The sequence below is a fragment of the Saccharopolyspora oryzae genome, assembly GCF_027853915.1.
GTDB lineage: Bacteria > Actinomycetota > Actinomycetes > Mycobacteriales > Pseudonocardiaceae > Saccharopolyspora > Saccharopolyspora oryzae.
Window position 1 is genome coordinate 30,656 of record NZ_JAQGLA010000013.1, and the last position, 19,516, is coordinate 50,171.

The 19,516-nt window shown below is 67.3% G+C and carries 21 protein-coding genes; 10 read left to right on the plus strand and 11 right to left on the minus strand.

Features of this window, described 5'->3' with window-relative positions; translation table 11 throughout:
• Window positions 1-2: 2 nt before the first annotated feature.
• From OU415_RS11635 to OU415_RS11655, 5 genes are all read right to left on the minus strand, one after another.
• Window positions 3-1,730: a Rieske 2Fe-2S domain-containing protein gene (locus tag OU415_RS11635; protein WP_270948674.1), complete on the minus strand. Its 1,728-nt coding sequence runs from the start codon at window positions 1,728-1,730 to the stop codon at window positions 3-5.
• Window positions 1,730-2,635: an aromatic ring-hydroxylating oxygenase subunit alpha gene (locus tag OU415_RS11640; protein ID WP_270948675.1), complete on the minus strand. Its 906-nt coding sequence runs from the start codon at window positions 2,633-2,635 to the stop codon at window positions 1,730-1,732. Before OU415_RS11640 ends, OU415_RS11635 begins: the two co-directional genes overlap by 1 nt.
• Window positions 2,636-3,191: 556 nt before the next feature.
• Window positions 3,192-4,295, minus strand: a complete 1,104-nt coding sequence (locus OU415_RS11645; RefSeq protein WP_270948676.1) for an S-(hydroxymethyl)mycothiol dehydrogenase — start codon at window positions 4,293-4,295, stop codon at window positions 3,192-3,194.
• 91 nt (window positions 4,296-4,386) lie between these two features.
• Window positions 4,387-5,331 (minus strand): PDR/VanB family oxidoreductase, encoded by a 945-nt coding sequence (locus tag OU415_RS11650; RefSeq protein WP_270948677.1) that lies wholly within the window; start codon window positions 5,329-5,331, stop codon window positions 4,387-4,389.
• Between the two features lie 34 nt (window positions 5,332-5,365).
• Window positions 5,366-6,088 carry a hypothetical protein gene (locus OU415_RS11655; protein WP_270948678.1) on the minus strand — a complete coding sequence of 241 codons (723 nt, stop codon included), beginning with the start codon at window positions 6,086-6,088 and terminating at the stop codon, window positions 5,366-5,368.
• 218 nt (window positions 6,089-6,306) lie between these two features.
• Between OU415_RS11655 and OU415_RS11660 the strand changes: the two genes are divergently transcribed.
• Window positions 6,307-7,029, plus strand: coding sequence for a GntR family transcriptional regulator (locus tag OU415_RS11660; RefSeq protein ID WP_270948679.1), 723 nt, complete (start codon window positions 6,307-6,309; stop codon window positions 7,027-7,029).
• A gap of 177 nt (window positions 7,030-7,206) precedes the next feature.
• On the opposite strand, the gene OU415_RS11665 is transcribed toward OU415_RS11660, so the two are convergent.
• From OU415_RS11665 to OU415_RS11675, 3 genes are read right to left on the minus strand one after another with little or no spacing between them, the layout of a single operon-like run.
• On the minus strand, window positions 7,207-7,851 hold the full coding sequence (locus OU415_RS11665; RefSeq protein ID WP_270948680.1) for a GntR family transcriptional regulator: 645 nt from the start codon (window positions 7,849-7,851) through the stop codon (window positions 7,207-7,209).
• A 46-nt stretch (window positions 7,852-7,897) separates the two neighbouring features.
• Window positions 7,898-8,536: a 4-carboxy-4-hydroxy-2-oxoadipate aldolase/oxaloacetate decarboxylase gene (locus tag OU415_RS11670; protein WP_270948681.1), complete on the minus strand. Its 639-nt coding sequence runs from the start codon at window positions 8,534-8,536 to the stop codon at window positions 7,898-7,900.
• 38 nt (window positions 8,537-8,574) lie between these two features.
• Entirely contained in the window at window positions 8,575-9,438 is an 864-nt protein-coding gene (locus OU415_RS11675; protein ID WP_270948682.1) for a DUF1932 domain-containing protein, read from the minus strand.
• 355 nt (window positions 9,439-9,793) lie between these two features.
• Here OU415_RS11675 and OU415_RS11680 point away from each other — a divergent pair, with 355 nt between their 5' ends.
• The gene (locus tag OU415_RS11680) at window positions 9,794-11,215 is read left to right on the plus strand and encodes a TRAP transporter large permease subunit (RefSeq protein WP_270948683.1); all 1,422 of its coding nucleotides are present in this window, start codon (window positions 9,794-9,796) and stop codon (window positions 11,213-11,215) included.
• A 21-nt stretch (window positions 11,216-11,236) separates the two neighbouring features.
• Window positions 11,237-11,524 carry a hypothetical protein gene (locus OU415_RS11685; RefSeq protein WP_270948684.1) on the plus strand — a complete coding sequence of 96 codons (288 nt, stop codon included), beginning with the start codon at window positions 11,237-11,239 and terminating at the stop codon, window positions 11,522-11,524.
• 271 nt (window positions 11,525-11,795) lie between these two features.
• Here OU415_RS11685 and OU415_RS11690 read toward each other — a convergent pair whose 3' ends face one another.
• A complete protein-coding gene (locus tag OU415_RS11690) occupies window positions 11,796-12,158 on the minus strand; it encodes a VOC family protein (RefSeq protein ID WP_270948784.1) in 363 nt (120 codons plus the stop codon).
• 189 nt (window positions 12,159-12,347) lie between these two features.
• On the opposite strand from OU415_RS11690, the gene OU415_RS11695 reads away from it, so the two are divergent.
• Both OU415_RS11695 and OU415_RS11700 read left to right on the plus strand, forming a co-directional pair.
• Window positions 12,348-12,827 carry an SRPBCC family protein gene (locus tag OU415_RS11695; RefSeq protein ID WP_270948685.1) on the plus strand — a complete coding sequence of 160 codons (480 nt, stop codon included), beginning with the start codon at window positions 12,348-12,350 and terminating at the stop codon, window positions 12,825-12,827.
• Between the two features lie 165 nt (window positions 12,828-12,992).
• Window positions 12,993-13,598 carry an NADPH-dependent FMN reductase gene (locus OU415_RS11700; protein WP_270948686.1) on the plus strand — a complete coding sequence of 202 codons (606 nt, stop codon included), beginning with the start codon at window positions 12,993-12,995 and terminating at the stop codon, window positions 13,596-13,598.
• A 91-nt stretch (window positions 13,599-13,689) separates the two neighbouring features.
• Here OU415_RS11700 and OU415_RS11705 read toward each other — a convergent pair whose 3' ends face one another.
• Window positions 13,690-14,334 (minus strand): TetR/AcrR family transcriptional regulator, encoded by a 645-nt coding sequence (locus OU415_RS11705; protein WP_270948687.1) that lies wholly within the window; start codon window positions 14,332-14,334, stop codon window positions 13,690-13,692.
• 267 nt (window positions 14,335-14,601) lie between these two features.
• Here OU415_RS11705 and OU415_RS11710 point away from each other — a divergent pair, with 267 nt between their 5' ends.
• The 5 genes from OU415_RS11710 to OU415_RS11725 all read left to right on the plus strand — a co-directional run bounded on the left by OU415_RS11710 (window position 14,602) and on the right by OU415_RS11725 (window position 18,449).
• Window positions 14,602-15,189, plus strand: coding sequence for an HXXEE domain-containing protein (locus tag OU415_RS11710; protein ID WP_270948688.1), 588 nt, complete (start codon window positions 14,602-14,604; stop codon window positions 15,187-15,189).
• 343 nt (window positions 15,190-15,532) lie between these two features.
• Window positions 15,533-15,745, plus strand: a complete 213-nt coding sequence (locus tag OU415_RS38345; protein ID WP_408641838.1) for a glycine zipper 2TM domain-containing protein — start codon at window positions 15,533-15,535, stop codon at window positions 15,743-15,745.
• Window positions 15,746-15,822: 77 nt separating this feature from the next.
• Window positions 15,823-16,245, plus strand: a complete 423-nt coding sequence (locus tag OU415_RS11715; RefSeq protein WP_270948689.1) for a VOC family protein — start codon at window positions 15,823-15,825, stop codon at window positions 16,243-16,245.
• A 331-nt stretch (window positions 16,246-16,576) separates the two neighbouring features.
• Window positions 16,577-17,443, plus strand: coding sequence for an ornithine cyclodeaminase family protein (locus OU415_RS11720; RefSeq protein WP_270948785.1), 867 nt, complete (start codon window positions 16,577-16,579; stop codon window positions 17,441-17,443).
• A 208-nt stretch (window positions 17,444-17,651) separates the two neighbouring features.
• Window positions 17,652-18,449 (plus strand): IclR family transcriptional regulator domain-containing protein, encoded by a 798-nt coding sequence (locus OU415_RS11725; protein ID WP_270948690.1) that lies wholly within the window; start codon window positions 17,652-17,654, stop codon window positions 18,447-18,449.
• A gap of 51 nt (window positions 18,450-18,500) precedes the next feature.
• Here the strand turns inward: OU415_RS11725 and OU415_RS11730 are convergent, their stop codons facing one another.
• Entirely contained in the window at window positions 18,501-19,484 is a 984-nt protein-coding gene (locus OU415_RS11730) for a zinc-dependent alcohol dehydrogenase (protein ID WP_270948691.1), read from the minus strand.
• Window positions 19,485-19,516: the final 32 nt, after the last annotated feature.

Consider the following 19,516-nt stretch of genomic DNA (forward strand, 5'->3'; position numbering starts at 1 on the left):
CCTCACAGGTCCAGGGTCAGCCGATCGGTGAGCGACCGCGAAACGCACGTCATCATCGAGTCACCCGCCGCTCTCTCGTCCTCGTCGAGGTAGACGTCCTGGTGATCCGGCTGGCCGTCGATGACCGCAACCCGGCAGGTGCCGCAGGCGCCCTGCTCGCACGAGGACGGAATCGTCACACCGGCCTCGCGCACGGTCTCCAGGATGCTGCGCCCGGGCTCCACCGTCAGGTTCATGACCGACCGGGCGAGGACGATCTCGAAACGACTGCTTTCGTCGATCTCCTGGTCGTTGCGGAAGTACTCGAAGTGCACGGCTTCGCGCGGCCAGCCGGCCCGGTGAGCGACATCCCTGGCGGTGTCCAGCATCGGCGGGGGGCCGCAGACGTAGACCTGGCAGTCCTCGTGATCCGTTGCCCCGAGGAGTCGCTCCAGCTCGGCCGTCGTCTCCGCGGGATCCAGTCCGATGATGGTCCGGACATTTCCCAGGCGTGCCAGGCGATCCTTGAAGGACACGTCGGCTTCGCGCGCGGCGAAGTAGTGCAGCTCGTAGTGGAGCTCCTGGTGCTCCAACATCTGCGCCATCGCGAGCAGCGGGGTGATCCCGATTCCGCCCGCGACCAGCACCGTGCGTTCGCGGTCTCGCCGCAGCGGAAAGTTGTTGCGCGGCAAGGACACCGCGAGCACGTCACCTTCGCGCACCCGTTCGTGCAAGGATACCGATCCCCCTGCGGAGTCGGGGGTCAGCTTCACCCCGATCACGTAGTGCCCGGTCTCGCCGGGCGCGTTGACCAGCGAGTACTGGCGGACCAGACCACCGGGCAGGGCGACGTCGAGATGAGAACCCGGTTGACCGCTCGGGAGCGGACGGTCGCCCACCGGTCCGAGCTCCAGTCCGCGGACGCCGGCGCCCGCCTCCCACGTTCGGACCACCCGGACCCGAGTCGGCAGGTCGAGGTGCTCACTGCCGGCGGGCAGCGACGCCAAGTGCTTCGGGACCGGTTCGTAGCGGGGCGACAGCGGTTCCGGAGCGGGCTCGTCGGCTTCCCGTTCCTGAGCGATCTCCCGGAAGCGTGTCAGGGCACCGTCGAAGTGCCGGAGCAGTCGCAGTCTCCCCGCCGATGCCTGGCCGGTCAGCACACCCCGGATGATCGCGCGGTCGGCATCCACGGGCTGCACCGCGAAGAAGCCGACCCCTTCCACCTCGACGATGAAGTCCCCGCATCGCCGAGCCGCCGGCGGTGCGGCGTCCGGAAGCGCAGGTGGATGTTCGACGAGCAGGGCCACCACGTTCTCCGGCCGCGCCCGTACCGGCATGGGGCGGAGCACGAGACCAGCGTCGAGTTCGGGTGGCTCGTCAGTCGGCTCCGCCAACGCGGTCCACACCATCCCGCCGCTCGTGCGCACCGGATAGGTTCGATTGGTGATGGTCCGCGCGGGGGCATCGGCGGGATGCGCCGGGATGTAGGTGCAGGCCGCAGTGCGGTTGGCGTAGCGCCAGCCGTGGTACTGGCATTTCAGCTCGCGGCCGTCGTTCATCGCGACCGACAGTCGGACACCCCGGTGCAGGCACCGGTTTTCCCAGACGTTGACGTGATCGTCGTCGGCTCGCCACACAGCCAGTTCCTGCCCGAGCAGTTGGCCTTGGAACACGTGCCGGTAAACCAGATCGCTCTCGGCGGCGATGGGGTGCCAGCTCTTCCCCGCGCGCAGCAGCAGGTCTTCACCCATCACGCGGCTCCCGGGATGACGCCGTAGCGGACACCCATCTGGCCCAGCCACCGGCGATAGGCGACGCCGGACTTGTCGGCCCGGATCGGCGTCTCCGCTCGCGGGTCGAGCGGCAGCCTGCGCGGCAACTGGTTCTCCAGGACGGGTTTGTCCTGGCCGAAGATGGATACCTGGAACCGGCGCAGGGCCCAGTCGGGCTGGCTGTCGTCCAGCAGGCACAGCCACATGTGGGCGCGGATGTGCTCCTGGTCGAGGGCCTGCACGAACAGCGCGATGACGTCGAACCGATCCGCGACCCCCGGGCTCGACTTGTACAGCACGGAGCAGTGGGGATGCGGGACCCGGAACGCGTAGTCGACCTCCGCGCCGCCCTGGCTGGACAGCGCCGCTTGTGGCTGGTAGAAAACGCAATCCGTTGCCAGGATTTCCTCGCCGGCGACGGAGACCTCCACGTTGTAGTCCTTGACCTCGGTGTGCGGCTCATCGCCCAGAACGGAGGTGTGGACGAACGGAAAGTGCCCCATGTCGAGAAAGTTCTCGATGCTCCTGGGAGCGGACGTGTGGGCCGTGATCGACGTGGCGTGCAGCAGACGTCGATCGCTCTCGTCCGCTTCCGGAATGCCGAACAGCGGGCGCGGCGTGCCCAGCGACGTCCACAGGTAGCCGTACCGCTCGGTCACCGGCAGCGTCGAAGCCGGAGGCCCTTCCGCCGAGTCGGGATCGTCGCCCCGCCGTTTCCACACGGCGAACCCGCCCTCGGGCGATCGGCTCAGCGTCAGCGGAACACCGAGCAGCTGATCTTTCCAGGTGCGGTTTTTCGGCATCGTCTCGACGGCCCCCAACGGGTGCCACAGGTCGAGCAGAGGGTCGTCCTCGCAGGGTTGGTCCAGGCGTTCGGGAGCCATGGGTGGCCTCCTTGCACAGACGGTCGGGAGGGGAGGGGTCTGGCTGGAGTCGCCATCCCGCTCCGGAGGTCGACGTCGCGACCACGGACCCGGCTCTGATCACTCCCGAACTGGTGCCAGCCAAGAAGTTAGCACCCTCCGAGCAGGAAATAAACAAACTGTTGCAGTATGTTCACGGCCCCTCAGCGCCGGAAAGCATGCAGCGGCCGCTGAACTTCGACCCCTGGGACAGCGGCTGTTCAACCGCCCGATGTCCGCGTATTGCGCTCTGCGGACGGTAGTTCGGCACCGAGGCGCCGTGCGGCGTCGACCAGCGTGCTCGCCACGTAGGGAAGCTCGTCGTGGGGCAGGCGAGTGGCTGGGGCGCCGATGATCAATGCTCCGCGGGTGCGCCCGTGGATGTCGATCATCGACGCCGACGGCGGAGAGCTGCCGGCTGTAGGCCGCTGGTTGTAGTCGGGTGCTGCTCGTCGTGGAATTCGGTGCGCCCCCAGAACAACTCGTTGGTCTGCGGGGTCAGGGGAATGCAGGCGGACACCTTGCATTCGCCTGGCCATCAGGACCTCGCAGGGTCCAGGAGCACCACCGAACGCAGGACTTCGCCGGCGCGCATCTTGTCGAATGCGGACTCGATCTGGTCCAGGGCAATGGTTTCGGTGACGAACTTGTCGAGCGGGAGCCGGCCCTGCAGGTAGAGGTCGATGCAGGTGGGGAAGTCCCGGCTGGGCAGGCAGTCGCCGTACCAGGAGGACTTCAGGGCGCCGCCGCGGCCGAAGTACTCGATCAGCGGGATTTCCGGCGCCATCAGGTCCGGGGTCGGGACTCCGATCAGGACGACTGTGCCTGCCAAGTCGCGGGCGAAGAACGCCTGCCGGTAGGTCTCCGGGCGTCCTACGGCGTCGACGACGACGTCGGCGCCGTAGCCGTCGGTGACCGAGCGGATGAACTCGACCGGGTCGGTCTCGCGGGCGTTGCAGGTGTGCGTGGCGCCGAACTCCTCGGCCCACGTCAGCTTTCGCGGGTCGGTGTCCACGGCGATGATCGTGATCGCCCCGGCCAGCTTCGCGCCGGCGATAGCGGCGTCACCGACGCCGCCGCAGCCGATCACCGCGAGCGAGTCGCCACGGCCCACCTGCCCGGTGTTGACCGCCGCACCGAGGCCGGCCATCACGCCGCAGCCGAGCAGCCCGGCGACCTGCGCCGGGGCCTCCGGGTTCACCTTGGTGCACTGCCCGGCGGCGACCAGCGTCTTCTCCGCGAACGCGCCGATGCCCAGGGCCGGGGACAGCACGGTGCCGTCTTCCAGGGTCATGGCCTGCTCGGCGTTGCAGGTGTCGAAGCAGTACTGCGGCTTTCCCCTCCGGCACGCCCGGCAGGCGCCGCACACCGCGCGCCAGTTCAGCACCACGTAGTCGCCCGGGGCCAGGTCGGCCACGCCGTCGCCGATCGATTCCACGATTCCGGCGGCTTCGTGGCCGAGCAGGAACGGGAACTCGTCGTTGATGCCGCCGTCGCGGTAGTGCAGGTCGGTATGGCAGACCCCGCACGCCTGGATCGCGACCACGGCCTCGCCCGGACCCGGCTCCGGAACGATGATCGTCTCGACGGTCACCGGCTCGCCCTCGGCGAGCGCGACGACACCGCGAACCTGTTGTGGCATGACGTCTCCTTCGGTGTGGGGAGCGTGGTTTCCGGAGCCCGGATCGAGAGGGGAAGCCCGCGTCCGCTGTCGTGGACCGGCCCGGACGGTTCTAGAGGTCGAGCACGAGGAGTTCGCCGCGCGCCCGGGACACGCACGGCAGCATGACCTCGCCGCGTTCGCGCTCGTCGTCGGAGAGGACGTCGTCGTGGTGGTCCGGCTCACCGGAGGTCACCCGGACCAAGCAGGTGCCGCAGATACCGGCACGGCACGAGTTCTCCACGGCGACGCCTGCGTTTTCGATGATGTCGAGCAGCGACTCGTGCTCGGGCACTTCCAGGCGAAGCCCGCTGCGCTGGAGCACCACTTCGAACGCGCCGCCCTCGGTGGTGACCGGCGCTGCGGTGAACCGTTCGCGGTGCAGGGCGCCCGGAGACCAGTGCGCCGACTCCCGTTCGACGGCTGCGATCAGCGGTTCGGGACCGCAGCAGTAGATCGCGGTCCGCTCGGTCGGCGCACCGAGGGCGGCCGGGAGGTCGAGCAGCCCGAACTCGTCCTGCGGAACGACGGCGAGGTCGCCGCCGGGAACAGCGCGGAGCTCGTCGACGAAGGCCATCGAGTTCCGCGACCGGCCTCCGTACAACGCCGTCCAGGGCCGCCCCTGTGCTGCGGCGCGGCGGACCATCGGCAGGATCGGCGTGATGCCGATCCCGCCCGCGATGAAGAGGTAGCGATCGGCGTCGACGAGCGGGAAGTGGTTGCGCGGACCGCGGACAGGTAGCTTTCCCCCGGCTCGCACGAGGTCGTGCACCCGTTGCGAACCGCCGCGGCCCGCTGCCTCGCGCAGGACGGCGATCCGCCACCGTCCTGGGTCGCCGGGATCTCCGCAGAGGGAGTACTGCCGGAGGAATCCGGCTCCGAGATCGACGTCGATGTGCGCCCCGGGGGCCCACGCCGGCAGCGCAGCTCCGTCGGGGTCGACGAGCGTGATGACCACGACGTCGGTGGCGCACGGCTCCGCGGACTCGACTTCGAGGGTGGTCCAGGTGTCGGCCATGGTGCCTCTCCCGGGGTGCTTCGGACCGGCTCGGTCAGGCGCCGGCGGTGTTGACGGACTCGGGGGTGAACGTCTTCCAGGCGATGTCGCGCATGCCCCGCATCGCGCGCAGGATCTCCTCGCGGTCGTTGTCGTCCTCGACGTAGGTCGACATCATCTGGAGGCCGAGCCCGACGTGGAACTTCTCGTCGGTCTCGATCCGCTTGTAGATGCGGACGACCTCGTCGAGACCATGGCGCTCCGCGCCGCGGAAGGTCGGTTCGAAGCTGCCGGAGGCCGAGGTCTCGGACAGGTTCCACGCGGCGACCGCGGCGAGGGGGTGCCGGTCCAGGCATTCCCAGAGGAACGTGCTCCACGGCTCGGCCTCGGCGGGGACGGAGGTGGGCACGGTGCCGCCGAGGGACTCGATGGCCTTCCCGACCATGTCGTAGTGCTCGGCCTCCTGGAAGGACTGCTTGGCCAGCAGCGTGATGTGCCGGCGTTCGAACTGCATGCCGTACCGGGCGATCTCCTCGTTGAGCAGGTACACGTAGTCGATCTCCCGCCAGCAGCGGGGCGCCAGCCACGCGGCGAGCCGCGCCGGGTCCGGGGCCTCGTCGTAGGAGGCGAAGAACGCCTCGGTGGCCTTCGCGGTCGACTCGACGACCGAGTCCAGCAGTTCGTTGATCTCGTCCCGGATCGGGTCCAGTCCGTCGCCGCCCCGCACGTTCCGCACATCGACCATGTCGGCCTCCCACAGCTCGTCGATTGGATCCATGTATCCGTGGATACAATCGACCTGCGGGGGTCGATGTCAAGACCCGACCTGATACGAAAGAGGACGACGACCGGGGCCGCCATGGCGGCGGTGCGGGCGTCACAGGGTGCGACGGGAATGCCGCCGGATCGCCGCCCGCCCATCCTGACCAGGGCGTTCCGCGTCGGGGTGAGAGCGGTCGGTCGGCCGCCCCGCGATGACGAGATGTGAGAGGCCAGATGAGCGACATGCCCTCGGGGGCGGGACTCGAGTCCCCGAGCAGCTACGCGGACCAGATCGCCCGGATACTCGAGGGCGAGATCCTGGCGGGGCGCTACGCGCGCGGCGCGCATCTCCAGCAGGACGAGGTCTGCCGGCGGTTCGGCGTCAGCCGCACACCTGCCCGCGAGGCCTTGCGCAAGTTGCAGGCGCTCAACCTGGTCGAACTCATCCCGAACCGCGGGGCCAGGGTGCGCGTGCCGACCCTTCGCGAGCTCGAGGAGGTCTACCAGGTCCGCGCCGAGCTCGAGGGATTCGCCGCCGAGCTCGCGGCCGAGGCGAAGGATCCGTCAGTCGCTCGACAGCTGGCGGAGGCGCAGAAGGCGCTGGCCGATCTCCTGCCGACAGCCGTCGCGGCACTGGACGGCTCGGGGGAGAGCGCCGCCGAGCGGCTTCGCCACTTCAACGACGCGTTCCACGGTGTCATCCACGACGCGGGCGGGAACCGGCGGCTGGGGCAGATGATCCAGGAGCTGCACCGGTACTTCCCGAAGGACACGGTGCGGCTGGCCATCCGGACGCCGGAGGCCCTGCAGGTCCTCTACCTGGATGACCACGAGGTCATCCTGGACCGGATCGTGAACGGGCGGGGGGCGCAGGCCCGCGAGGCGATGCGCGACCACATCCGGCGCTCCCAGGCGATGTTGATCGAGTACCTGCGAGATGGCGGGCTGGGAGCCTGACGCTTTTCCTGCGAACTGCGGAGTTTTCGGGTCGCCCGCCTCGGTAGCGGACCCGATCAGGACGTAGAGCCAGGAGCTGTGGGAGCGGGAGGATTTTGGGGGAGCGTGGTGGCCTGAAGCAGGTTGGACTGCCTCGTGATGACCTCGCGACACCGCACCCGGGTGGGCGCGGAGGCGTCAGTTCGGGGCTGGAGTGGTCATGGTGCGGTAGGCCTGCCGCAGGTGTGCCTCCATCACCGCGCGTGCCGACGCCGCGTCTCGCGCTTCGATGGCTGCGACGAGATCGCGGTGTTCGCGCAAGCTGCGGAAGAGTTGTTCGTCGCTGTAGAACTGGAACGAGCCGACCATCAGCGGCGCTCGGGTGAGGTTCGCGGCAATGCTGTAGAGGCGGGGGGAGGCGGCGGACTCCAGCACCGTGGTGTGCAGTTCGTGGTTCTGCCGGGCGAGCTCATCGCGGAAGTCGCTTGCTCGCCGCCGCTCGCACTCCTCCATCGTCGCGCAGATCTCGAGCAACCGATTGAGCTGTTCGTCGCTGCGCCGCTCAGCGGCCAGCGCGGCCGCGTGCGGTTCGAGCAAGGCGCGGATGGACATCACCTCGGCGGCGTCATCGCTGGTCCAGGAAGCGACGAAGGCGCCGCGATTCGCTTCGATGGTGACCAGGCCGTTCTCGGCGAGACGGCGCAGGGCGTTGCGTACGGGAGTGCGGCTGACGCCGTACTCGGTGCGCAGGTTGTCCTCGACGAGGTGCTCGCCGGGCGCCAGCCGGCCGGTTTGGATGGCCTTCTTCAGGGCGTTGTACACCTCATCGGCGGGTCGCCCCATGTGTCCTCCTCGGCTGTGCTGGCTCCTGGCGAGCCTATCTCCTTTCCTATCGCGGGTTCGGGAGTCCCAGCAGGTCGAGCGTGCTGGCGCCGGTGCGGATGTGTTCGCGGAACCTGGCTTCCTTGGCCGCGCGTGCTTCGGCGGCGGCGAGTGCGTCCGGAACCTCGTCGGCGCTCACGCGCACCAGCCCGTCGGCGTCCCCGAGGACGAGGTCGCCCGGCTCGATGATGATCCCGCCTACTCGGACCGGGACGTTGACGCGCCCCTCCACGGCCTTGGTGGTGCCCTTGATGGACAGACCGCGCGCGAACACCGGGAAACCGGCGGCGATGATGTCCCGGCTGTCCCGGACCGCCCCGTCGATGACCAGCCCCGCCAGCCCGCGTTCCTGCGCGGCGCAGGTCAGCACGTCGCCCCAGGGACCGGCTTCCAGGTAGCCCTTGGCGTCGACGACCAGCACGTCGCCCGGACCGGCTTCCAGCAGCGCGACGTGGATGTACCAGTTGTCGGCCGGTGCCAGGTCGACCGTGACAGCGCGACCGACCGCGGTCGTGGCCGGGTCGAGGGGCTTGATCCCCGCGTCGAGTGCACCGCGCTGGCCGTTGGCCTCGTACACCGTCGCAGCACCGAGCTCGCCGAGCCGGTCGAGAACGTCTTGGGCGGGCCGGGTTTCGGTGGAGGGCATCAATTCTCCAAGTTCTCTAATGGTTTTCATGCTGTGGATCAACGATTCGTGGAACGCAACCAGCTGATGACCCCGTCGGTGCCGTCCTGCTCGGGGAAGGACTTGCCCGCGGCGGCGTTGGTGGCGCTGAACAACCGCTCGGTCGCGCGGGTCAGCGTGCTGGGGTATCCGATGGACTCCAGCTGCGCAGCGGCTTCGGCTACTTCGTGCTCGCGGCGTGCGGCATGCCGGGGGTGGGTGCGGATCATGGCGCGCAGCAACGGGACGAAGCCAGTCTTGTCCACATCGGACAATGAATCCCAGAGTGCCTCGGAGACCCCGAATTCCTCCGCGGCGGGTAGGCATTCCACGGCCAGGCCTTCGAGGCCCTTCATGATGACCGACCGCAGGAGTTTGACTCGCATCGCATCACCCGGGCGTGCGCCACTCAGCACCGTCAGCGGCGCCCCGAGCTGCTGCAGCATCTCGATGAGAGTTGGAGCGTCCGGGCCCGCGTACAGCAGTGGCGTGGCGGATCCGGTCAACGCCACGGAGCCGGTGATCGCCACGTCGACGTAGGTGAGTTGGCTGCCGCGGCAGCGGGCGTCCGCCTGCTGCTTGGCCTCGGCAGTTGCTGTGCTCAGGTCCGCGACGACGATTCCCGTAGGCAGATGCGGCAGCAGTGCATCGAGCACCTGCTCCAGCGCACCGCCCGGCGTCGCGAGCAGCACCGCGTCGGCCGCCATCAGGGCCCGGCCGGGTTCGTGATGGACAGCGATGCCCGCGCTCTCGGCGAGCGCGAGTGCGTCCGCGCTCGGGGTGGGATCCAGCAGGTGCAGCTTCGGGGCGGGATCGAGTTTTCGAAGCCCCTCGGCGTAGGCGACACCCACTTCGCCGCAACCGACGATCAAGAGCTCTGGCATGGGTCACTGCTCCTGGAGTCCGGCGTCAACAATGACTAGGGACTGGACAGTACCATTTACGAACAATCAGGCAAGATTTTCTGGAACTCAGGTAGTGACAGGGATCAGTTGTACTTCTATCGTTCTCTGGCATGTCACCGACGACACGGCGCACGCTGGACGGAGCTCAGCGGCGGAGAGCGGAGAAGCCGATGCGACTGACAAGGCCGCGCCAGCATGATCCTGGCCAGACCGAGGGCGCGAGTTCGGTCGGCGCAGCCGGGGTCGCCAAAGCGGTCGGCAGCCTGAAGGGGAGCGATGTGGCGGGAACGGTTGTCCTGCCGGATCACACCACCGTTCTCTCCGGGGGCGCGCGATGACCGGAGTATGGGCGCTCGCGGCATTCGTCGGCGTCATCATCACCTGGAATGCCGCATTCAAGCGCAACATCGGTGAGGCCATGATCCTCGGCTTCCTCGCAGTCTGCGCGTTTGCGCTTGTGGGTGGGGTCTCCGACGGCGGCTCTCCGCTGTCAGCGATCGGCAGCGCGGTGCTGGATGCCATGCAGGAAGAGGTCACCTTCGCGGGACTGGCCTTCGTCTTCATGAGCTATCTGCTGACGAGGACGCCGGTCTTGGACAAGCTGATCGACCTCCTGAATTCCATGCTCGGCCGGCTTCGCGGAGGACCGGTCTACACCGCCACCGTCGCCGGTGGGATCTTCGGAGCGATTGCCCACGTAGGGGCCGCGGTCACCGCGGCTGTCGGTTCGGTCACGGTGCCGTGGATGAAGCGCTCCGGCGTCAAACCGGAACTGGCCGCCACTGTCGTGGCAGGCGGCGCGGGCATGGGTGTGACGTTCCCGTTCTCTTCGACGATGTTCATCCTGGTCGGCGGGCTCGCCGCGCAGGGCATCATGCAACCTGACGAGATCATCAAACCCCTGGCTCTGGCCGGGCTGTGGTGCCTGGTCTATCGCCTGGTCCTGGTGTTCTTCCTGGTTCGCCGCAACGACATCCAGGCTGTTTCGGCGGCAGACCGGATGCCTTTCGGGCGCAGCCTGCGCACCGGCTGGACGTCGCTGCTGCTCTTTGTCCCGATTCTGATCCCGCTCGTGCTGACCCGCGGTCCGATCGCCGACGCACTCGGCACCTACACCGGCGTGTCCCACGACCTCAAAGAACCCGTCGAGCTCGCCGACGGAACACTGCTGGCCGCCCAGCCGTACACCATGCCCGATGTGATCAGCTTGATCACCTGGATCCCCGTGCTCATGATCGCCCTCGTGCTCATCCTGGGCCGCAAGCACCTGCCGCGCAGCGCATCGGACTGGTGGTCCACAGTGGCCAAAGCGGCTCCGTCCTTTGGCGTCATCGGCATCACGATCGTTGCGGCGTTCTCCGCTTCGAACCTGCTCGCCGACCTCGGCCTGGCCGAGCAGCTCAAGGCGGTCCTGTCCGGCTTGGACGCATCCGCTTGGGTCATGGCCATCGCCATCGGCGTCATCATCGTGGCCATCGCCATCCCGCTCACCGCCAGCGCCACCATGGCGGCCATCGGCCCGGTCGCGGTCGCAGCACTCGTCGGAGCAGGTATCCCCGCTCCCATCGCCGCGGCCGCGGTACTCATCTTCGCCTCCACCGAAGGCGCCTCACCGCCGTCCGGCGCCCCCATCTACGTCGCTGCCGGCATCGCGCGCGTCGACCCGGTCAAGACGTTCCTGCCGCTGGTGTCCTACTACTGCCTGCCGATCCTCGGCATGGGCGTGCTGATCGCCATCGGCGCGCTACCCGTGTGACCTTGGACCAAGGGAGTCCTGATGAGTTCAACGACGAACGCACCGGCACCAACAACATCCCGCCCGACACACATCGCGACCTTCCTGTTCGTAGTCGCCGTGGTGTTCTTCCTGATCGCCGGACTTGCCATCGTGACCGGCCAGATCGCCGCCCTCGTTGCTGGAGACGCCACGGGTGCCCGCAACTGGGCAGACGCGCTCGGCCCATACGCTTTCGGTGGTGCCTCTATCTCCGGCCTGTTGTCCTTCGCGCTTTCCTACCGCACAAAGCAAAACGAAGGGGCGGAAGACGACACCGACGGTGAGTGACTACCTCGCAAGAAAGCGAGCCCAGACCGAAGCCGAGTGGGTCACGGGCGCCCAGTGAGTCTGGCGATGCCAAGGGTGGGGATCAGACATTCCTCGAGCAGGTCACACATCACTGCCGGTAGCGACTCTGGGACGCCTTCCCGCGGTTGAGTCCTTCCGCCCTGGACGAGCCTCGTGCTGGGTTTACGTCTCAGCACGCCGATCCTGCGGCGTCTGGTCAGGTCATGGTAGGGCCCGCGGCGTCCACTGTAGCCGGATGTGGTGGGTCGTTTCACTCGGGGAATTGTGTGGTCAAGCAGAACGGATGGCCGGCGGGGTCCAGCAGAACTCGCCACCGGTCGAGCGCGGGCTGCACGTCTGCTCGTCGTGCTCCGAGCCGGAGAGCCTGCTCCTCCGCAGCCTCCAGATCGCATACCTCGATATCGAGATGCATCTGCTTCGGAGTTGATCCATCCGGCCAGGACGGCGCGCGGTAGTCGACTACCCGGTGAACATTCAGGCGGATGGGACCAGCGACGATGGAGATGAAGTCGTTGCTGGAGAACGAGATCTGGCCGCCGAGCAGCTCACTCCAGAATGTCGCGAGAACTATCGGCGCGTCGGTGTCGAGCGCGACTGCTCCGAGGCGGACCATTGGCACGGCGCGAATCTACCGAAGACCACCGCTTCCGAGCCATCCCCTACAGGCAAGCTCGGTGGGTGTGTATCCGCACCTCGCCCCACCAGCGGAGGCGGATGTCGCGCCGCCAGCAGAACAGCTTGCCGTCCACCACCGCGCTGAGATCCCGAGTAGGAAGGTTGTCCCTCGGGTTACGCTGAGGCGATGCGCGGCTCTGTGACGGTACACATCAATGCCCCAGCGGACAGAGTTTGGCTACTCATCAGCGATGTGACTCAGATCGGCCGGTTCAGCCCTGAGACATTCGAAGCCGAATGGCTCGACGGCGCAACCGGTGCGACCGCAGGAGCTCGATTCCGAGGCCACGTCAAGCGCAACGAGAAGGGACCGGTGTACTGGACGGAGTGCACGGTCGTGGCCTGCGAGCCGATGCGCAAGTTTGCTTTCGAGGTGAGTTCGCGTCCATTTGGCTTACCGATCGCTCCGCGCAACACGGTCCAGCTCACGTGGTCGTACGTGCTGGAGGAGGCGGGCGGCGGCACGGCTGTGACCGAATCCTTCGAGCTGACCAGGACGTTGCCGATGCGCCTGTACTGGGCATTGCTCGGCTGGATCCGCGGCCCCCACATCGAGAGGGACATGCGTCGAACGTTGCAGGCGATCAAGACCGTGGTCGAGAGCTGAGCCCAGTGAGCTCGACCGTTCTGCTGCCTGCAGGTGCGGCGATCATGACGCGCCCAGGTTGGGCAGCCGCGAGATGCATCGAGCGTTTTACAGAATGCCATCTCCGTTGTAGATTGGTTCGTGGCCAGCAAGTCCGGGGAAACGTTCGCTGGGAGGGGAGTCGTCATGATCCGCATCGGCATTGTTGTCGGTAGCACCAGGTCTGTCCGCCGCACGGAGGTCGCGGCACGTTGGGTGGCCGAGGTCGCGAATCGGCATCCTGCTGTTGTTGCCGGTGATGCGACGTTCGAGGTGGTCGACCTTGCCGAGCATGGCTTGCCGCTGCTGGACGAGGATCTTCCTGCGTTGTTTGGTGCATACCGCAATACGCACACCAAGCGGTGGGCGGCCGTAGTGGGTTCGTTCGACGGGTTCGTGTTCGTCACGCCGGAGTACAACCACTCGATGCCTGCGGCGCTGAAGAATGCGATTGACTACCTGTTCGCGGAGTGGAACGACAAGGCGGCAGGTTTCGTGAGCCATGGTGTGCACGGAGGTGTTCGCGCGGTGGAACACCTCCGGCTGGCGCTGGCCGAGGTGAAGGTGGCCACCGTGCGGAGCCAGGTTGCACTGTCGGCGTTCACCGATTTTGTGATCACCGATCCTGTGCAACCGGGCGAATGCTCGCCGGGAGAGCACCAGGAGTCAACGCTGAACGAGATGCTCGATGAGCTCGTGGCATGGTCCCGAGCGCTGAAAGCAGTTCGCGAGAGCAGCCTGCAGTCGGCTTGATGACCGCAAGGTCAAGCAATGTCCACTGTAGATAAAGTGAATCGTTCAGGCGGCTGGCCATCTGAACGGCCCCGACCGAGCTTCGCAGCCGTTAGCGTGCGTGGCCGTAGAGGAACGTGTGCACCCCTGCAGTGACTGTCTCGGTGAGTTCCTCGTCGGTCGACGCCGCCCTTTGGTCGGGTGTGGTGCTGGCTGAGATCAGCAGCATGAGCTGCAGCGCGGCTTGTTCCGGGTTGTCGAGGCGCAGCAGTCCTTGCTCGGCCACTTTGGACAGTCGTTCGGCGAGTGCGCGGCGGACGCGTAGAGGCCCGGCCTCCTGCCACGCTTCGATGGCTTCCTGCGGGATGTGCCCGGCCTCGGCGTTGACCTGGCGCACCAGGGCGAAGTGGTCGGCATACTCCGCCGCGATCGGTTTCGCGAAGGCCAGGCCGAACTCGACGAGGTCCGGTTCCAGATCGCTGACCCGGTGCAGGTAGCGCTCGATGATTGCGATCTGCGCCTCGGCGAATCTCGTTGCGCTTTCTCGGATGACCGTGCGGAACAGCTCTGCCTTGTCGGTGAAATGGTTATAGACAGTGCGCGTCGACACTCCGGCCTCGGCTGAGATGGCATCCATGCTCGCGCGCGTGTAGCCGTCCCTGGCGAACATGGTGAGGGCGCCGGCGATGATCGCGCGACGTTTGTCCGCCAGACCGCCACGGGGCCGCGGGCTCGCCGCGTTTTTCCTGGTCATCATGGGTCATCCTGCACGATTTGCACTATCCGGTTTACAACTTGCCGTGTGCGTTATACCTTACCAGTCGCGCTGTTGTGCCCCAACCAAGACGGCGCGGAGGACGAATGATGTGCATCGTCATCCGGAACGTCGGCCCGTTCGTCGCGCAAAGTGAGCCGTGCTGTTCGAAGCCAGGAAATCGGGGCGGCCGCTGAAGCGCTCCCAGATGCTCATCAAGGGGACTCGGGTATTGGGCGCGCATCGAGGGGTCGAGTGGGAGGGGCGCGTATGACGAAGCGTGGCACGGCGTGCGGGGCGAGTGAGGCGCCCGCTACGCATGTCGCCGTACCTGCTGCGGCCACCTGGGGATTGCTGGTCGCCTTCGCTGCGCATGATGCGGAGGAACTGGCAACTATGCCCTGGTACGTCGCCAAGCAGTGCGACAGGCTGCAGGCGAGCTTTCCTGGGATGTCGCCGAGGGTGTTGTCATTGCTGCGGTTCGATCGCACTCACGCGGCGACTGCGATCGGCTTGATGGGAGGCCTGATCGCCGCCGCGGCAGCTGCGGGGGCCGGGTCCGAAGGTCGCTCCGCCTTCTATCAGACCGCGCTCGCCGGGTTCGGGTTGCACGCCGTGACCCATGTAGGGCAATCCGCCGTGATGCGCGAGTACACCCCGGGTGTGGTCACCGCGTCGCTCGTCGTCGCTCCGTTCTCCGCCTGGGCTTGGTGGCGCCTGAAGCGAGCCGGGGTGGTGCAGCAGCTGAACAGCACAGCTGCCACCGCTGCCGCTTTCCCCGTCGCACTGTTGGGTGTCCACTGTGGTGCGTACGTTCTGCGGAAGCTGGCGCGGGGCGCGATGAAACGACGGCGATAACCAGCGGAACCAGGATGATTGCCTTGGCCGGCCGCCTTGTTGTGAGACTGCCGGTGGCCTTCGTTGTTCACGCCGCCTTTGCCCTACGTGCGGCTTCCGAGCAGTAAAGGGCGCGGAGCGTTAGGGCGCCCCTCCAGTCGGACGATTGCGACACCAGTACAACGAACGTGGCAATTGGTGCAACGATGGTGTTACCATCACGCTTGTGGTCAACCCCAACGAGAAACCGCACGGTGACTCGACGTGAACCTGGCCGACATGGCTTTTTGCTGGGTTTGCCGTGACCTCATTGCTGAGGTCGAACCGGCGTTGTTCAGTGACGTGTTGAGAGGGAGGGTTAGTGGTGCGAGAGCGAGCCCCTCGTGAACCAACCGGCGGATGGTCTTACCTGCCACTGATCATTGGTTTGGTCATCGGCGTAACCGTGGCGACGATGGTCGATCAGTGGTGGTGGGCGACAGTCGGAACCGTGATCGGGGGAGTGGTCGGAGCTGTCGTTTCCGGCAAGTCGAGGAAAAACCGATCACGCGACGAGACTCGTTTCTCTAAGCCGTAACCCGATGCCGCAGCCGCCAGGACTCGGTCAACACGCATTGGAGTCTGGTCCAGAGAAGAAAGAACGGAGCGGTGTCGATGATTGATCCGACGGTCCACATCCGGCTAGCCAGGCCGTGCAGTGATCTAGCCGCGGCAGAGCGGTTCTACGTCGCAGGCCTCGGGCTCAACGTGCTCTACCGGGTCAACGCGAGTCCTGGCGAGCACGACCTGATCATGCTGGGCTGGCCAGAAGCTTCATGGCATCTCGAGCTGGTCGGCGGAGCCAACCAGCAGGTCGCCCCAAAACCGACCACGGAAGACTTGCTCGTGCTCTACCTGGACAGTCCCATCGATGACTCGCTGATCGCGAGACTGGAGAACGCCGGCGGCAAGAGGGTGGCCCAGAACGACTACTGGGACCGCTGGGGCGTGACCGTGGCCGACCCGGACGGATACCGCGTCGTCCTGTCCATTCGCTCCTGGTCCAATGCCATCCCTGCAGCCACACCCACAATCTGACTTTCTCCTGTGGCGGACGATGGCCGCGCTGGTTGCTCTGGCGTCGCCCAGCGCCGCATTACCCACCGTCACATCGACATTGACAGTCTTGGAGTTGCGCGCGGAACGCCGGTGCAGAACCGAAGACATCGACAAAATGCCGCTGCGGTAGGGAAAACCCCTTTCCAGCTACTGACCAGCTATGCACAACGCACCGTGACAACGTCGCTGACCACGCGCAGCGCTAAAAGGTGATTGCCTTCGAGCAAGGTTGATGTTTGAGGATGTGGCCATGATCCTGCTCGATGACGATGTCGTCCGCCGCGCGTCCGCCGCGGTGGTGGTAGAGGTGATGCGTGAGGCGCTGCGTGAGCATGCCGCTCGCCGGTTGGCCGCCCCGCCGCGGGTGCGCTGTCCGCTGGACAGCCTGGACTACGTGTTCACTGCCGGTGGACTGGCCGAAGGGGTGAGTGGGTTTCGTGCTTACCGGGCCGGACGCCTTGCGGGCGATCAGCTCGTTGCTGTCTGGGACGCCCACGGGATTCTGACTGGCGTGGTCGTTGGCGACGAGCTCGGCGCGCGTCGCACTGGGGCGCTGGGCGCGGTGGCTGCTGACGTGTTGGCACGCCAGGACTCGCGCGTTGCCGCCATCATCGGCACCGGCCATCAGGCATGGACGCAGTTGTGGGCGCTACGAGCGGTGCGCCCACTGCGGGAGATCCGGGTGTACAGCCGCGATCCTCGTCGGCGGGATGCATTCGCCGCCCGGGCTGCCACCGAACTCAGCCTGCCCGCCTCCTCGGCGGCCTGCGCGGCGGACGCCGTCCAGGGTGCGGATATCGTCGTTCTCGCCACCAACGCGAAGACCCCCGTCCTCGACGCAGCCGATATCGCCCCCGGCACGCACGTGACCACGGTCGGTCCCAAGACCCGCGACAGCCACGAAACACCCCTGGAATTGGTCGGCGCGTGCGGGTTGATCACCTGCGACTCACCCGAGCAGGCCCGCGACTATCCAGGCCAGTTCTTCACCGGCAGCGCCACGCTGGTCAGTCTGGCCGACGTGATCGCTGGCCGGGTCCCAGGGCGGTCCCACGATGACGAGATCACCCTGCACTGCTCGGTCGGACTAGCCGGCACCGAAGTGCTGTTGGCCGACCACCTCCTGCGCGCGCACGCATCCCGAGCGCAAGGGCTCGGCGAAGTCGTTCGCCGGTGACCGCGACCTCGGCGACCGCCGGGTGCTCCAGCAGGCAGTTCTCGATCTCGCCCGCGCCTTTCTCGCAGCCGCCGCTCTTGATGATGCCGGTGGCCTTGCGCCCTGCTTGCCTCTCGGTTCGCCGAGCCGCGAGCGGCCCCGGAGAAGGAGCGTGCGGCATTCGCTAGAGTGTGCGCTATACGCACGCTGTGTTGGGAGGTGTGCGAACGTGGTGGCTGAATCGGCGGCGGGCGCACGTGCGGGGAACGGGTACTTCGTGCAGTCGGTGGCGCGTGCTCTGTCGGTGATGCGCTCGTTCACCGCGGAGCGGCGGACGCAGACCTTGGCCGAGGTGGCCCGCGAGACGGGGCTGGACCGGGCCACGGCGCGCAGGTTGTTGCTCACCTTGGCCGATCTCGGGTACGTGACTTCGGACGGCGGCCACTTCGAGCTCACCCCGCGGGTGCTGGAGCTGGGGTACTCCTACTTGTCCGGCATGTCGTTGCCGGAGGTCGCGCAGCCGCACTTGCAGGCGCTGGCTCGTGAGCTCAACGAGACCGCGGCGCTGGCGGTCCTCGACGGCGACGAGATCGTCTACCTCGCGTTGATGGCCAGCAGCCGACTGGCGACCGTGAAGATCAACATCGGCACCCGGTTCGACGCGTGCACGACGTCGATGGGGCGGGTGTTGCTGGCCGGACTGCCCGAAGCCGAGCTGGAGGAGCGGCTGGGCCGCTTGCAGCTGCAGCGGCGCACCGATCGGACGGTCCGGGACGTGCAGAGCCTGCGCGCGGAGATCGACAAGGTGCGTGCGCAGGGGTGGGCGTTGGTGGACTCGGAGTTGGAGGAGGGGCTGCGCGGCGCGGCCGCGCCGGTGCGCGACCGCGCCGGTCGCGTGGTGGCTGCGGCGAACGTATCGGTGCACGCCGGGCGCACCACGCCTGAGCTGGTCGAGCGCGATTACGTTCCGGTGATCCTGCGGACCGCTCGCCTGATCGAGGCGGATCTCATCAGTGCCGTGGGCTGAGCGAGTCGCGGTGTCGTGAGTGCGAAAACCGGCTGCGACCGGCTTTCGCGCTCACGAGGCGGAGTCGTCCTCGAAGCTGATCCAGCACTTGCCCGGCGTCTCCCGCACTGAGGCGAACGCGTCGGCCGCGTCGTGGAGGGAGAACCGGGCCTGCAGCACGCGGTGCGGCTGGATGGCTCCCTTCTCCAGCATCGCGATCGTGTCGGCGAAATCGCCCGGGTGGTCGTAGATCAGCGAACCCGTGATGGACCACTGGCGCGAGACGATCGCGTGCGAGGACACCGCGACCGGAGCCGGGTTCATGCCGACGAGAGTGGCTCGCCCGCCGGGGACCAAGCGCTCCAGCGCCGACTCCAGAGCCCCGGGTGCACCCGAGGTCTCGAAGACGTGGTCCACCGCTCGGCCCGGCTCGTCGGGCACGGCGCCCAGCGATAGGGCCAGCTCGCGACGTCCCGGGTGAGGTTCCTGCACGGATGGTGCGATGCCGGCTTCCAGCAACGACTGGCACACGAACAGGCCCTGCGAACCGGCTCCGACGACCAGGCAGCGGTGCCCGGGTTGCACGCCAGATCGGCGCACGGCCGCGCGCGCCACCGTCAGCGGCTCGGTGCACACCAGATCGGCGATGCTCACGTGATCAGCGACCGGGTGCGCGAAGGCGGCCGGCACCACGACGTGGTCGGCGAGCACGCCCGGAGCGGTGAGACCGACGGCGATGCGGTCGCGGCAGCCGGAGGTGAAACCCGTCCTGCACTGGTCGCAGCGCAGGCAGCAGTAGTTCGGCTCGATGGCCACCCGTTGGCCCACCCGCCGGTCGCGAACGGACCCGCCCACTTCGACGATCTCGCCGACGCCTTCGTGCCCGAGCACCCACGGGAGCTGGGGAACCTTCCTCCCGCCTCGGACCACGGCGGTGTCGGTTCCGCACAGCCCCACTCCGAGCATGCGCACGAGGACGTCGTTCGGGCCGTGGTCCGGCTTCGGAACGTCGATGATCTCGACGCGTTCCGGGGCGGTCAGGGCTACTGCGTCCATCGGTCCTCCTGTGCGCTATGCGCTCACATGTG

What these genes read in the sequence shown, in the direction of transcription:
- OU415_RS11635 (WP_270948674.1), bottom strand. Translation starts at nt 1,730, where the DNA reads ATGGGTGAAGACCTGCTGCTGCGCGCGGGGAAGAGCTGGCACCCCATC.
- OU415_RS11640 (WP_270948675.1), bottom strand. Translation starts at nt 2,635, where the DNA reads ATGGCTCCCGAACGCCTGGACCAACCCTGCGAGGACGACCCTCTGCTC.
- OU415_RS11645 (WP_270948676.1), bottom strand. Translation starts at nt 4,295, where the DNA reads ATGCCACAACAGGTTCGCGGTGTCGTCGCGCTCGCCGAGGGCGAGCCG.
- OU415_RS11650 (WP_270948677.1), bottom strand. Translation starts at nt 5,331, where the DNA reads ATGGCCGACACCTGGACCACCCTCGAAGTCGAGTCCGCGGAGCCGTGC.
- OU415_RS11655 (WP_270948678.1), bottom strand. Translation starts at nt 6,088, where the DNA reads ATGGATCCAATCGACGAGCTGTGGGAGGCCGACATGGTCGATGTGCGG.
- OU415_RS11660 (WP_270948679.1), top strand. Translation starts at nt 6,307, where the DNA reads ATGAGCGACATGCCCTCGGGGGCGGGACTCGAGTCCCCGAGCAGCTAC.
- OU415_RS11665 (WP_270948680.1), bottom strand. Translation starts at nt 7,851, where the DNA reads ATGGGGCGACCCGCCGATGAGGTGTACAACGCCCTGAAGAAGGCCATC.
- OU415_RS11670 (WP_270948681.1), bottom strand. Translation starts at nt 8,536, where the DNA reads ATGCCCTCCACCGAAACCCGGCCCGCCCAAGACGTTCTCGACCGGCTC.
- OU415_RS11675 (WP_270948682.1), bottom strand. Translation starts at nt 9,438, where the DNA reads ATGCCAGAGCTCTTGATCGTCGGTTGCGGCGAAGTGGGTGTCGCCTAC.
- OU415_RS11680 (WP_270948683.1), top strand. Translation starts at nt 9,794, where the DNA reads ATGACCGGAGTATGGGCGCTCGCGGCATTCGTCGGCGTCATCATCACC.
- OU415_RS11685 (WP_270948684.1), top strand. Translation starts at nt 11,237, where the DNA reads ATGAGTTCAACGACGAACGCACCGGCACCAACAACATCCCGCCCGACA.
- OU415_RS11690 (WP_270948784.1), bottom strand. Translation starts at nt 12,158, where the DNA reads ATGGTCCGCCTCGGAGCAGTCGCGCTCGACACCGACGCGCCGATAGTT.
- OU415_RS11695 (WP_270948685.1), top strand. Translation starts at nt 12,348, where the DNA reads ATGCGCGGCTCTGTGACGGTACACATCAATGCCCCAGCGGACAGAGTT.
- OU415_RS11700 (WP_270948686.1), top strand. Translation starts at nt 12,993, where the DNA reads ATGATCCGCATCGGCATTGTTGTCGGTAGCACCAGGTCTGTCCGCCGC.
- OU415_RS11705 (WP_270948687.1), bottom strand. Translation starts at nt 14,334, where the DNA reads ATGATGACCAGGAAAAACGCGGCGAGCCCGCGGCCCCGTGGCGGTCTG.
- OU415_RS11710 (WP_270948688.1), top strand. Translation starts at nt 14,602, where the DNA reads ATGACGAAGCGTGGCACGGCGTGCGGGGCGAGTGAGGCGCCCGCTACG.
- OU415_RS11715 (WP_270948689.1), top strand. Translation starts at nt 15,823, where the DNA reads ATGATTGATCCGACGGTCCACATCCGGCTAGCCAGGCCGTGCAGTGAT.
- OU415_RS11720 (WP_270948785.1), top strand. Translation starts at nt 16,577, where the DNA reads ATGCGTGAGGCGCTGCGTGAGCATGCCGCTCGCCGGTTGGCCGCCCCG.
- OU415_RS11730 (WP_270948691.1), bottom strand. Translation starts at nt 19,484, where the DNA reads ATGGACGCAGTAGCCCTGACCGCCCCGGAACGCGTCGAGATCATCGAC.